The organism is Ectothiorhodospira lacustris, assembly GCF_022227785.1.
In the GTDB taxonomy this organism is placed as follows: Bacteria; Pseudomonadota; Gammaproteobacteria; order Ectothiorhodospirales; family Ectothiorhodospiraceae; genus Ectothiorhodospira; species Ectothiorhodospira lacustris.
The window spans coordinates 1-12,784 of sequence record NZ_JAJNQM010000008.1 but is presented as its reverse complement, the minus strand read 5'-3'; the positions used below and the strand labels follow the sequence as shown (position 1 = coordinate 12,784).

Sequence of the window (12,784 nt, the reverse complement as noted above, 5' to 3'; positions counted from 1 at the left end):
CCGGCGCCTCCGGGTCTAACCAACCCGGATCAGGCAAGCCCGAATCTCCCGCACCCGAGACAGCCGCGGCCGGGGACAGTTCGTCCGATGCACCCAAGGCCGGGGCCGACCCATCCCAAACCCCAAAGCCCGAGGCATCAAAACCCGTGGACAACAAACCAGAAACTCCGAAGACCGACTCGCCAAAAGCCGGGTCTGAAAAATCCGAGCCGGTAAAGAGCGCCGCCGGCACCACCAAGACCGAACCGCCAAAGACCGGTACTTCCACGCCTGCTGCCGCCAAGCCGGCAACCGGCCCCGGTTCCACCGGCGGTGGCCGCATCCCGCCCACCCCGCCGGCCTCCGGCGGCAACGGCAACGGCCGCAGCAGCAAGATGCCGCTGATCGTCGGTGGTGTGGCTCTGGTGCTGGCCCTGGGTATCGGCATGAACGCCGCGTCCAACGCCAACAAGGCCCAAGACATGGCCAGTGCCACCAATGACCGCCTGAGCACCGCCCTGCGCGAACTGAATCAGATGCAGGAGCGCACCCAGGCCCTGCCGGACACCATCAGCCGCCTGGAAAGGGAAGTGCGTGAGGAACTGGCCCAGGCCCTGGAAAAGGCCCGCAATGACGTATCCGGCATCGAACAGCGTCAGGCCCGCCGCCTGGAAACCCTGGAAGAAGGCCTGACCGCCCTGCAGGATGATTCCGCACGTCCCCACCGCGAATGGCAGGTGGCCGAAGTGCGCTACCTGATGCGCATTGCCGATCACCGTATGAGCCTGATGGATGACGCCCAGGGTGCCATCGCCGCACTCAATGCCGCCGACGAAATGCTCAAGGCCATCGGCGATCCGCGCTTTGGTGAAGTCCGCGACGCCATCGCCGCCGAGAAGCAGGCCCTGGAAAGCTACGACGGCACCCAGGTGAGCAGCGTCGTTGCCGAGCTGGAACAGATTGCCGCCGAGCTCAAGCCCATGCCGCTGAGGATGCCCGAGGCCGAAAACGGCGCCGCTCGTCTGCTGATGGTCAACGGTGAACCCACCGAAGACGCCCCTTGGTGGGAGCGTGCCTACTTCCAGGTGATGAACGAACTGAACCAGCAGGTCACCGTGCGTCGTCATGCTCAGGCCGTTCGCTCCATGCCGGATGCCGACGCTGAACTGTTCATGCGTCAGGTATTGGCCCTGCGCATCGAGTCCGCCCGTCTGGCCGCCCTGCGTCTGGATGCCGAGGACTACCGCGCCAATCTGAAGGGCGCCCAGGAACTGCTGGTGGAATATTTCGCCTCTGAACCGGTGGCGCCCATGCTGAAGCGTCTGCAAGACCTGGAGAAGCGGGAACTGCGCGCTGAACGGCCCGATATCAGCGGCTCCCTTGAGAAGCTCAGCGGGCTGGAGGAATAATTAATGAAATCTCTGATCGTTATTTTTCTGGTCCTGATCGTATCCGCCGTGGCCACCCTCATGTTCATGGAGGAACCCGGCTACGTACTGTTTGCCTACGCCGACATGAGCGTCCAGACCACCATGGCCTTCTTCATCATCGCCCTGGTAGTGATTCTGGCCGTGGTCTATGGCCTGATCCGCTTCCTGGTGGGGGTGTTCGGCCTGCCGGGTCGCATGAGCGAGAAGCGCCAGCAGAAGAAGGCCGTTGCCTGTCAGCGTGGCCTGGCCCTGGGCTTGGCCGAGATGACCGAAGGCCGCTATGCCAAGGCCGAGAAGCTGCTGGTACAGTCTGCCAAGCGCGGTGACTCTCCCATGCTGAACTATCTGTCCGCCGCCCGTGCGGCCCAGATGCAGGGGGCCTACGACCGTCGTGACGAGTACCTGCGTCAAGCCTCCCAGTCCGGTAGCAACACCGAAGTGGCCGTGGGCCTGACCCAGGCCGAGCTTCAGATCGCCCACGGCGAACACGCTCAGGCCGTCAGCACCCTGCGTCACCTGAACGATGTGGCCCCCGGCAATCAGCAGCTGCTGCGCCTGAAGGCCCGTCTGTATCAGGAAGTGAACGACAGCGAGTCCCTGATCACGCTGATGCCCGATCTGCGCAAGACCCGCGCCTTCGACAACGAGACCCTGGACAAGCTGGAAGCCGACGCCTTCAGTGCTCAGACCCGGGACATCGCTGCTGCCAACGAACTGGGCAAGCTGGAGGGCATTTGGGTGAACCTGCCCAAGGTCTCCCGCAACAACCCCGGCATGATCGCCGCCTACGCTCAGGCCCTGGCAGCCATGAACGAGGCCGACCGCGCGGAGGCCGTCCTGCGGGCCGCCATCAAGCAGCACTGGGACGAAAATCTGGTGCGCCTGTACGGGAAACTGGCGGTGAACGACGTGAGCCGTGCCATCGGTTATGCCGAAGGCTGGTTGCGCGACCACCGTCGCGATGCCGTACTGCTGCTCACCCTGGGCCGTCTGTGCAAGCAGGCCAAGGTGTGGGGCAAGGCCCGTGGCTACCTGGAGGCCAGCATCAGCGCCAAGGCCAGCCCGGAAGCCTATCGGGAGCTGGGCGAGCTGCTGGACCAGGTGGGTGAAGAGAAGCTGGCTCAGGACGCCTACCGCAAGGGCCTGCAACTGGCCGTGGACGGTGCCGAAGCCGAAGCCGCTCCGGCGGTTACCGCTCAGCCCGCCAAGAAGGGCAAGAAGGCCGCCAAGGGCGGCACCGCCGCCCTGCCGAGCCTGAGCTCCGGTACCGCCTGAGGCATCAGGCATCACCGGTAACCCGTCCTTGAAGAAGACGACGGGGTCCGGTTCAGGCAGTACCCATGGGCCGCCGGGATCTCCCGGCGGCCCTTTTCTTTGCCTGTATTCCCGTCAGCACGGCCACAGACGTGGATTTCCGGGATCGATTGCTATTTACTAGGTCAATCCCCATCTGCCGACAGGAACACCAAAGCGATGAAACCAGTACTGATCATGGGCTGCGGGTACGTGGGCGAGCGCGCTGCCCATCGGCTCAACCACGCCGGTCGCAGGGTCACCGCAGTGGTCAGGAGTCCCGAGCGGGCCGAATATCTCCGGTCACAGGGGATCGAGACCCTGCTTGCCGATCTGGACACCGGTGAAGGTCTTGAGGCACTGCCGCTGGCGGGGGCCTTGGTCCTGCACAGCGTCCCCCCACCCAACGAAGGTACCGAAGACCCGCGCACAGGCGCTTTCGTGGAGTTGTGCCGACGCCTGCCTCCGGACAACATCGTCTATATCAGCACCACCGGCGTGTACGGCGATCAGGCGGGAGGGCAGGTGGACGAGTTGGCCGAACCCACGCCGCAGACAGACCGAGGCCGGCGGCGTCTGGACGCCGAACAACGGCTAACCGCGCTGATGCAGGAGACCGGTATCCCGGTGGTGGTCCTGCGGGCACCCGGCATCTACGGTCCCGGCCGACTACCGGTGGAGCGCATCCTGAAAGGGGAGCCGGTCATCTGTCCGGAGGAGGCCAGCCCGGGCAATCGTATCCATGCGGACGATCTTGCCACCCTGTGCGTGGCAGCCCTGGATCATGGTGCTGCCGGCAAGATCTATAACGTGGGTGACGGCGACCATCGCTCCATGACGGAATTCGTTCATGCCACCGCCGATGCCGCGGGCCTGGAACGGCCGCCCTGTGTGAGTTTTGCCGAAGCGGAGCAGCTCATCCCTCCGGGCATGATGTCCTACCTGCGGGAATCACGGGTGGTAATGTGCGGACGTGCTCCGGTGGAACTGGGCGTGGATCTGCTGTATCCACGCATGGAGGCAGGCATCAAGGCTTCCCTGGAAGCGGAGCAGGCCCAGGATCCCACCGCTACGGCGGTGCATCCCTATCACATGAGCCGCAAGTCGCTGGGGCATTAGCGGACAGCCCACACCCGCGCATTGCTTCGACCCCTGGATGATGGCAGCATCCAGGGCCACGCCTTCAGATAACACGAGAATTTGCCGTGATCAGAAAAAACCCCAGCGGACACATCCCCGTGGTGGCTGAGTCCGCCTTCGTCGACCCCACCGCCATCATCTGCGGCAAGGTGGTCATCGGCGAGAATGTCTTCATCGGCCCCTATGCGGTAATCCGCGCCGACGAACTCAATGCCGACGGCGACATGGAGCCCATCATCATCGGTGACAATTCCAACATCCAGGACGGGGTGGTCATCCATTCCAAATCCGGTGCCGCCGTCACCATCGGCGAACATACCTCCATTGCCCATCGTTCCATCATCCACGGTCCCTGTCACATCGCCAACCGGGTCTTCATCGGCTTCAACACCGTGCTGTTCAACTGCCGGGTGGGAGAGGGCTCCGTCATTCGTCACAACTCCGTGGTGGAAGACTGCGAAGTCCCGCCGTCCTTCTACATCCCCTCCACCAGCAACATCCATTCCGAGACCGATCTGGCCCAGATCCAACCGGTGACGCCGGATGCCTCCAGTTTTTCCGAGGACGTGGCCCAGACCAATGTCCGCCTGGTCCAAGGCTACAAACAGATTCAGAACGAGCTTTGAGTCTCATGGTGCCCGTGGCCCCGCGTGCGTGTGCCGTGCTGCTGGTCTCAAGGGGCGGGGCAGGGGTCGAGGCATCTCTTGAAGGTATCGAGTCCGCCATCCTGAAGCAGTCAGGCGGGCGGCCCCTCCGCCTGCTCCGCTTCTCCCTCCCGGCAGGGCAGGGGCGAGATGACCGGGCGGTGCTGACCCGGGCCCTGGTGGACTTGGCCTCGGAAGGTCACACGCACATCAGGGTCACGGGGCTTTTCGTTGTCCCCGGCCACGAATATCACGCCATGCGGCGCACCCTGCGGGCGGCCTGCGAAGCAGTCCCCGGGATCGAGGTTCAGGTCAGTCCTGCACTGCTGTCCACTTGTGCCTCGCTGGAAGTGGTGGTCAAGGCCTTGCTGGAAGGATTGCCTACCGAAAGGATGCCCGGGGAAGCCGTCATTTTCGTGGGGCATGGACACCGCGCGGGACGTTGCGACCTGCATTACCAGGCGCTGGCCCACGGACTGAACCGGGTGGACCCCGATGTGCATCTGGCCTGCCTGGGCGGTGGTCTGTCCTTTACCGGCCTGAAGTCCCGGCTACTCTCACAAGGGTATCGACGGGCCTTTCTGCTGCCACTCATGATGTCCACCGCCGGCCACGCACGCCGCGACATGGCGGGTCCGGACCCGAACAGCTGGCAATCCCGGCTGGAGGCCGTGGGCATGACCTGCACCCCCGTCTTCAAGGGATTGGGGGAATACTCCGGAATCGCTGCCTGGATCGCCGGACAGGCCCTGACAATGCACAAGGATTCAGTCAGTTAGTCTGGGCAGAAGCAAGATACCGGTCATACATTCATCCACCAACCTGAGTGCGTCGCAGGCATCCGCCGCCCAGAGATCAGCACCGATAGCCATAGCCAGCGACGGTACGCGATTGATCAGCATGCCACCCACCAGAATCAGCGGATACGTCCCTGTGTGTTGCCGACGAATCTCTTCGGCCAGGTTGCGCACGGGCCAAAGATGCTGCGGCAAGGAGGCCGTCAACCCCAGCAGGTGCGGGTCAAAATCCTGGGTCTGGCCCAGCAGGGATTCCAGCGGCACGTCCGCACCCAGGAACTGGACTGACCAACCCGCCATTTCAAAGGCATCCGCAATCATCCGCAGGCCCAGAACATGCCGGTTGCCCGGAGGTGCGGCAAACAGGGCCCTCAGGCCATTCCGGGGGGAGGGGGCCTGCTTGAACAACAGTTGCGCCATCGCATCCTGTGCGGTCGTGGTGGCCAGGTGCTCCCTGGCCACGGAGAGCCGGTTGGCATGCCATTCACGGCCCACCTGATACAGGGCAGGCTGCAGCAACCGCTGCTCCGCCTCGGCCAGGCTATGGCCTTCGGCCAGGGCCATCTCGATCAGGGTGCAGACGGTGAGCCGATCACCGCGAATCAATGCCTGCATCACCTGTCCGGCGAACGGATCCAGCGCGCTGTCCTCATCCCTGAATACCATCTCGCTGTCCTCGCACAGAATGGCCTTGGCATGATCGAACAGGGCAGACATACGCTGTCTGTTCTCACCATGAAGATACCGTGACAGACAAAGCCTCATCTCCTCCAGGGCGTGATGCACTACCTCGGTGGACAGACCGCGCCGTTCCAACAATGCGGATAACCAGCACAGGCAGTCCTCCAGGGGTTCGAGAATGCCGAAGATCAGCGCCGGACGGATGAATTCCAGCAGGAAGGTGAGTTCCTCGCGGCAACGATCGGAACCAAAAGCCCCGCCATCGGCGTAGACTTCAGGGAAGTGCGCCGTGATGCGATGACTTAAAAACCGGATGAGTTCTTCCCTGTGATGGTCAAATTGCTGCACGCCCTCCTCATCGAGCCTGAACCGACCACGCTGGATGCTGCATCCGGTACCTGTTCGAGACATGTCGGCCTTCAAGGGACACTCTCCTCTAGATCCATATGCGCCATACAGCCTATATGCACCGTATGACATAGTATTTCTCACGGCCCTCGATCCACAAGCCCAACCGGGAATGGATCGGCCCGACTAACGCTTGATGACCGTCACATCCGACCCGGAACGGGGACATGGCCGAACACTATCTCAAACGGGAGCTTTACGAGCTTATCCGAGGCGACGCGCAAAGTTTCGATTTTTTGCAGCAGGCCACGCTGGACGGCATCTGGTTCTGGGATTTGGAACATCCGGGACATGAGTGGATGAGTGACCGCTTCTGGACCATGATGGGCTACGACCCGGCCGGTAAGCAGCCGTTGGCCAGTGAATGGCAGGCACTGGTTCACCCGGATGACATGAAGTCCGTCCAGCAGGCACTGGAAAGACACTTCGCCGATCCCGCCTGTCCCTTTGACCAGGTCGTCCGCTATACCCATCGGGACGGTTCGACACTGTGGATCCGTTGCCGCGGCATGATCGTCCGTGATGACCAGGGACGCCCCGTGCGCATGCTGGGGGCCCATACGGATATCACCCCGATCAAACAGATCCAGACAACACTGGAGACCCGTACCCGGGATCTGGCCCGCATCGCCAGGGCCATGGACAATGCCCAGGAAGGCATCATCATTACCGATGCCCAGGCCAGGATTCTGTCGGTGAACCGGGCATTCACGCAGATTACCGGCTACACGGCCAAGGAAGCCGTCGGCAACAATCTCCGCATGCTCAAATCCGGCTGGCATGACGCAGATTTCTACCGCGCCATGTGGTGGGACATCATCCAAACGGGCACCTGGCAGGGAGAAATCAGGAATCGTCGCAAGAACGGTGAAGAGTACCCTCAATGGACCGCCATCAGTCGGGTGCCGGGGGAGGATGGCGAAAATGACTATGTGGCGGTATTCAGCGATCTGACCGACAAAAAGCAAGCCGATGAACGCATCGCCTTTCTGGCCCATTATGACCCGCTGACAGGACTACCCAACCGCCATCTGCTGATGGATCGCCTCCACCAGGCCCTGGCTTATCATCAACGCCAAGGCCTCCATCTGGCCCTGATCACCCTGGACATCGATGATTTTGTCGCCATCAATGAACGACTGGGTCATCAGGCCGGCGATCAAATCCTGGGCCGTATTGCAAGGCGTCTGCAGGACGCACTGCGCGAGGCTGATACGGTTTCTCGCCTGGGCGGAGACGAGTTCGTGATCATCATCCACTCGCTTACGGATCCCGAGCAAATTCATGCCATCATCCGCAAACTCCATTCCGGCTTTGTCCAGCCCATGGACAGTGAGCATGGTGACATCAATCTCACCGCCAGCATGGGTATCGCACTCTCACTTCCGGACGTTGATGCAGATACCCTGCTGCGTCACTCCCATCACGCCATGTTTCTGGCCAAGCAGAAAGGCCGAGGCGCCTTCCACATCTTCGATACGTCCCACGCCCGGATGATGGACAAACTGCGTGAGCAAAGGCAGCGTATCCATCAGGGCGTGAAACAAGGTGAATTTGTGCTCTTCTACCAGCCCAAAGTGAACCTCAGAAGTGGTTGTGTCAGGGGCGTGGAGGCACTGATCCGATGGCGTCATCCCGAACGGGGAATCTTGTCTCCGGCCGCCTTTCTGCCCCAGATCATCGATACGGATCTGGAGTTTCAACTGGGTGACTGGGTATTGACCGAGGCATTACGCCAGATGAATGAGTGGAAGATGAGCGGCACGAACATTTCCGTCAGCGTCAACGTATCCGCCACGCACCTGCTCCAGGCGGGATTTGCCCATAAACTGGCCAACATGCTACTGGCCTATCCGCAGCTGGCACCGGGCGATCTGGAGATCGAGATTCTGGAAAGTGCGGCCGTGGAGGACTGGGAGATGGCGGCCCTGGCGATGCAGGACTGCCGTGCGCTGGGCGTCCGGTTTGCCCTGGACGATTTCGGTACCGGCTATTCCTCGCTGGTCCATCTGCGGCGTCTGGCCCTGGACACCCTCAAGATCGACAAGGGTTTCGTGGGTGACATGCTCGATGACCCAGAAGATTTCAGCATCGTGGAAAGTGTGGTCAGTCTGGCCATTTCCTTTCAACTGGAAGCCATTGCCGAGGGCGTCGAAACGGAACGCCATGCCCGTGTACTCATGAAGATGGGATGCCCGGTGGTCCAGGGCTTCGGGATTGCACGGCCCATGGAAGCCGCCCGGGTCATGCCTTGGATGGAGGAATGGAAGCAGTCAGGCCTGTGGAAGAAAATGCAACAGAAGCCAGGCTAAGACACCGCCGATCCGCTATTTGCCGGAAGCGACGTGCGGCGCCCTAGGGGCGCCGCCGGACTGCAGAAGAGAACGGTTACATCCGCTCCGCCGCCATCTCCTGAACCTGCTGCAGCATGCCCGGATCGCTCTGCAAGTTCATGGCCACCTGGTTGTATTCCTCAACGCTCATGCCTTCATCCTGCACGGCACTGATCATCTCTTCCTGGGCCTCCTGCTGCAGGGCCTGCGCCTGCGCCTCGTCGTTCACCTCCTCAAGCTTCCGGGCGAAGTCATCCCGGATGTGCTGAACCGCCACAAAGGCATCCACGAAACGATCCAGGGTATGGGGATCCACCGTAGCGCCCTGCTGTTCCATGCCCGCCGGCGGCTGGGCGCCGAAGTTGCCCTCCTGTTGCTGGGCGATGGCATGGGAGCCGGCACCGAGCAGCAGGGCGGCGGTCAGGGTGACGGGCAGACTCTGAAGGAATGTGCGCTTCATGGGGCATCTCCTTTACGGTTCGATGAATGTCGAGACTACTTTTGCAGACATCGTGCCAGACCTGGAGCGGCCTACCATAAAAAATATAACTCAATGATTTTATTAAATCATTCGCGAGCGGACATGCTGAGCTTAATGGCTTTTAGGGGTGGTTCATTATGACACATGAGCCAGCCTGCTACGTGCCCCAAAGACACAGCGCGGTTCGCCGGCCAGGCAGGCTCCTATTGAGGCGACGGATCAAATATCCGAGTCGGTGGACATATCATTGTCTATCGTTGCCTCTTCGGATTCGCCCAGACGCCGATACAGGGTCCGTCGACCGATGCCGAGCACCCTGGAGGCCTGACGCTTGTTGCCATCCAGACGCCGCAGGACCCAACGGATATAGCGGGATTCCACCTCGGCCAGGGTCGGCATGGGTTCATCATCGGACCACACCGCCGGCAAGGCCGCTGCATGGGAGGTATCGGCCCGCGCCGGATCCAGACGCTCCGGCAGATCACTCACCTCAATGGTGTCATTCCGGCAAAAGGTCACCGCCCGCTCCATCAGATTGGCCAACTCGCGCACATTGCCGGGAAAACCATGGCGCCGCAGGCATCGCATGGCCTCGGGTGAGATGCCCCGGATATCGCGGGCCATGGCAGTGCTGAAGCGAGCCAGCAGACGGGCCGCCAGGCGGTCGATATCCTCACCCCGATCCCGCAGGGGAGGGACCTGTAGACGAAAAGTCTCCAGACGGTAGAACAGATCCTCACGAAACTGCCGGGCCTGGATCATGGATTCCAGATCCTGGTGGGTGGCGGCCACCACCCGGACATCGGTGACGATCTCCCGGTTACCGCCTACGGGGCGGACCCGACCATCCTGCAGCAGGCGCAACAGCTTGGCCTGCATGGCCATGGGCATCTCGCCGATCTCGTCCAGCAACAGGGTCCCTCCATGGGCTTCGGCAAACAGTCCTCGTCGGGCCTCCCTGGCACCGCTAAAGGCCCCGGCCGCGTGACCGAACAGCTCGCTCTCCATCAGTTCGCCGGGAATGCCTGCACAGTTGATGGCCACAAAAGGTCCGCCGGACCGATCACTTTCCTCATGGATGGCCCGGGCCACCAGCTCCTTGCCGGTCCCCGATTCGCCCGTGACCAGCACCGGCCCGGAGGCCCGGGCCATCCGTCGCACCTGTTCGTAGAGGGCCTGCATGGGCGGGCTGCTGCCGATCAGGCCATGAAAATCATCCGCCTGCAACAGCGCCCTGTAACGCTGTACTTCCGTCTGCAACTGTCGGTTGCGCAGGGCCCGACGAACCCGGATGACCAAGTGGTCCAGGTCCACGGGCTTGGTGAGAAAGTCATCGGCACCCTGTTTGAGGGCTTCCACTGCCTGGGGGATCGTACCGAAGGCGGTCAGCATGATGAAGCCCGGGGGCAGGGGCAGGCGCTGACAATGGGCCAGCAGGGCGAGTCCGTCCGCTTCGGGCAACCGCAGATCACTGAGCACCAGATCAACGGGACCGGTGGACAAGGCCTTTCGTGCCGAGGCCACATCCTGGGCGCCCCGCACCTCCAGTCCGGCATCCTGCAACTCATCCATCACCAGTTCCCGGTGGGCCGGATCGTCTTCCACCACGAGTACGACCCCTTGCAGGGAATCAGGGACATCATGAGCCATCACTACGCTCCAGAGGCAGACGGATCACCAGCCGAGCTCCGCCCAAGGGGCTTTCCACCGCCTGGATCTCGCCCTGGTGCTCCGTTACCGCGCCATGGGCCACGGACAGCCCAAGGCCGGTACCGCTGCCCACCGACTTGGTGGTGAAAAAGGGTTCAAACAGCCGACTGCGGTGAGCCGGATCGATGCCCGGTCCGTCATCGTCCACCCGTAATTCCAGCCAGCCGTCGGCAGTGGACCAGGACAACTGAACGCGCCCCCCCGCGGCGGCATGCAGGGCGTTTCGCAGCAGATTGGTCAGCGCCTGTTCCAGCCGGTTACGGTCCATGGGCAGGGTAGGGCCGGGTTCGCGACTGAGGACCTGGATGCTCACACCGGACTCCCGGGCTTCTTCGGCCACCTGGGCCAGGGCGGCCGTCACCAGACGTCCCACCGGTTCCGGGTGGGTACGACTGGGATTGCGGCGTCCGAAATCCAGCAATTGACGCACGATACGGTCCATGCGGTGTACTTCGCTGCGAATCTTCATCAGCGCCTGACCGACACGGCTGTCCGCAGGTGCCTGCCGCAAGGCTCTCTGGGCCTGGCCGTTGATCACGCCCAGCGGGGTCCCCAGCTCATGGGCCACCCCAGCGGCCAGTCTACCGATGGCGGCCAGCTTTTCGGACTGTCGCAGACGCTCCTCCAGGGCCGCCTGCCGCCGGCGCTGAATCTCCAGCTCCGCCGCCGACCGCTGGATGCCTTCCAGCATCCGGTTCATGGCTCCCGCCAGCATCTGTAGCTCATGAGGGCCTGCCGGCCGCACCCGGGCGGACCGATCCCCCTGACCGACCCGAGCCATGACCGTCACCAGACGCTCCACATGCCTACCCACGGCCCGCTGATGCCCCCAGAACACGATGGCCGGCAGTAGCAGGCTCAGGGCCCCCAGGACGAGCCATGCGCGAGAGCGAAGCTGGGCCAGGTCATCGCGGAAATCACTGCCGTGGCGGGTCACCTGCAACAGGCCATTGATGCGTCCACCGGCATCGGTCAGCGGCATGAAAAAGGAATACACCTCATCCCCGCTACGGTCGTCATAGGCCCCATGGGTACCCGTCACCGTCGCCAGGCGCGCATCCCGGCGCCGCTCCATGGAAGGGCTGCGAGGCCCGCTGGCGGCAATCAGTTCACCGGAGTCATCATAGACGTAGGCGCCGTAGACCTGGTCGATGCGAAAGGCCGAGTCCAGGGCCTGCTGGATCCGACCGCGGCGGTCGCGGGCCAGGGCATCACTCAGGGGGAGCTGGATCGCCCGCGCCACCAGTTCGATATCCTGCTGCATGCGCGTCTCCACCTGGGATTCCAGGCTGCGCAGGCCGGACCAGCCTGCCAGCATGACCACCAGCAACAGGGGGAACAGGACAAAGCCGAGCAGGGCGGTACGCAGACTGTAGGGGGAGGCGGGAAACACCATGGGGCCACCCGAAAAGACAAGGGCTCAGGGTGTGTCACTCTAGCACACCCGATCAGGCCCCATGGCCGGCTCAGCGCTTGTCGGTCCGAATAGCGCCTTCACTGCGATAACCGATACGAAAGCCCCCCCAGTGCCGCCCCTTCACATAGATGGGCACGGACAGGTCATGCATCACCTCTCCCGTATCACGTTTGTAGGTCTGCAACAGATAGGGTTTCTGATGGCTGCCGCAGCGGGATCCGGTCCGATCCTTGAAGATGCGCTTGGTACGGTTATTGATGAGGTCGCGCTGGTAATCCCCGGTCAAGGGCTGGCTGTAGCGACGGTTATGGGTGGGAAAATAGCCCCGGTCATCCACCGCACCGGCATAGGATACATGGGCATGACGATCCAGGATCGGTTCCTGAATGGCGGGCAGCACCTTGTCCGTGAATTCATCGAAGCGCGTCCGGTGCTTCACCGGGTCCGTGCCGGGAATCGGTTTGTAATTGC

The 12,784-nt window shown here is 62.5% G+C and carries 10 protein-coding genes and 1 pseudogene; 6 read left to right on the top strand and 5 right to left on the bottom strand.

Annotated elements, in window-relative coordinates; genetic code table 11:
* Positions 1-146: 146 nt before the first annotated feature.
* The 5 genes from LQ952_RS02790 (at position 147) to LQ952_RS02770 (ending at position 5,265) form a co-directional block, all read left to right on the top strand.
* Positions 147-1,388 (top strand): uroporphyrinogen-III C-methyltransferase, encoded by a 1,242-nt coding sequence (locus tag LQ952_RS02790; RefSeq protein ID WP_238621140.1) that lies wholly within the window; start codon positions 147-149, stop codon positions 1,386-1,388.
* A gap of 3 nt (positions 1,389-1,391) precedes the next feature.
* The gene (locus LQ952_RS02785; RefSeq protein WP_238621139.1) at positions 1,392-2,684 is read left to right on the top strand and encodes a heme biosynthesis HemY N-terminal domain-containing protein; all 1,293 of its coding nucleotides are present in this window, start codon (positions 1,392-1,394) and stop codon (positions 2,682-2,684) included.
* A 198-nt stretch (positions 2,685-2,882) separates the two neighbouring features.
* Entirely contained in the window at positions 2,883-3,821 is a 939-nt protein-coding gene (locus tag LQ952_RS02780) for an SDR family oxidoreductase (protein ID WP_238621138.1), read from the top strand.
* A gap of 86 nt (positions 3,822-3,907) precedes the next feature.
* A complete protein-coding gene (locus LQ952_RS02775) occupies positions 3,908-4,468 on the top strand; it encodes a gamma carbonic anhydrase family protein (protein ID WP_238621137.1) in 561 nt (186 codons plus the stop codon).
* 14 nt (positions 4,469-4,482) lie between these two features.
* Complete coding sequence (locus tag LQ952_RS02770; RefSeq protein WP_238621136.1) at positions 4,483-5,265, top strand: sirohydrochlorin cobaltochelatase; 783 nt, start codon at positions 4,483-4,485, stop codon at positions 5,263-5,265.
* Here the strand turns inward: LQ952_RS02770 and LQ952_RS02765 are convergent.
* A complete protein-coding gene (locus LQ952_RS02765; RefSeq protein ID WP_238621135.1) occupies positions 5,254-6,387 on the bottom strand; it encodes a cobalamin B12-binding domain-containing protein in 1,134 nt (377 codons plus the stop codon). The two genes, LQ952_RS02770 and LQ952_RS02765, sit on opposite strands and share 12 nt — an antisense overlap.
* A 152-nt stretch (positions 6,388-6,539) precedes the next feature.
* Between LQ952_RS02765 and LQ952_RS02760 the strand changes: the two genes are divergently transcribed.
* Positions 6,540-8,684 (top strand): putative bifunctional diguanylate cyclase/phosphodiesterase, encoded by a 2,145-nt coding sequence (locus LQ952_RS02760; protein WP_238621134.1) that lies wholly within the window; start codon positions 6,540-6,542, stop codon positions 8,682-8,684.
* A gap of 76 nt (positions 8,685-8,760) precedes the next feature.
* Here LQ952_RS02760 and LQ952_RS02755 read toward each other — a convergent pair whose 3' ends face one another.
* The 4 genes and pseudogenes from LQ952_RS02755 to LQ952_RS02740 form a co-directional block, all read right to left on the bottom strand.
* Positions 8,761-9,165, bottom strand: a complete 405-nt coding sequence (locus LQ952_RS02755; RefSeq protein ID WP_238621133.1) for a DUF4168 domain-containing protein — start codon at positions 9,163-9,165, stop codon at positions 8,761-8,763.
* Between the two features lie 240 nt (positions 9,166-9,405).
* Positions 9,406-10,836, bottom strand: a complete 1,431-nt coding sequence (locus tag LQ952_RS02750) for a sigma-54-dependent transcriptional regulator (protein WP_238621132.1) — start codon at positions 10,834-10,836, stop codon at positions 9,406-9,408.
* The gene (locus LQ952_RS02745) at positions 10,826-12,292 is read right to left on the bottom strand and encodes a sensor histidine kinase (RefSeq protein WP_238621131.1); all 1,467 of its coding nucleotides are present in this window, start codon (positions 12,290-12,292) and stop codon (positions 10,826-10,828) included. The genes LQ952_RS02750 and LQ952_RS02745 overlap by 11 nt, the downstream gene beginning before the upstream one ends.
* A gap of 70 nt (positions 12,293-12,362) precedes the next feature.
* Positions 12,363-12,784, bottom strand: a pseudogene (locus LQ952_RS02740) (methyl-accepting chemotaxis protein); the annotation flags it as partial.

Excerpts from the sequence above, each read along its gene's own strand:
- LQ952_RS02785 (WP_238621139.1), top strand. The coding sequence starts at position 1,392 with ATGAAATCTCTGATCGTTATTTTTCTGGTCCTGATCGTATCCGCCGTG.
- LQ952_RS02780 (WP_238621138.1), top strand. The coding sequence starts at position 2,883 with ATGAAACCAGTACTGATCATGGGCTGCGGGTACGTGGGCGAGCGCGCT.
- LQ952_RS02760 (WP_238621134.1), top strand. The coding sequence starts at position 6,540 with ATGGCCGAACACTATCTCAAACGGGAGCTTTACGAGCTTATCCGAGGC.
- LQ952_RS02755 (WP_238621133.1), bottom strand. The coding sequence starts at position 9,165 with ATGAAGCGCACATTCCTTCAGAGTCTGCCCGTCACCCTGACCGCCGCC.
- LQ952_RS02750 (WP_238621132.1), bottom strand. The coding sequence starts at position 10,836 with ATGGCTCATGATGTCCCTGATTCCCTGCAAGGGGTCGTACTCGTGGTG.
- LQ952_RS02745 (WP_238621131.1), bottom strand. The coding sequence starts at position 12,292 with ATGGTGTTTCCCGCCTCCCCCTACAGTCTGCGTACCGCCCTGCTCGGC.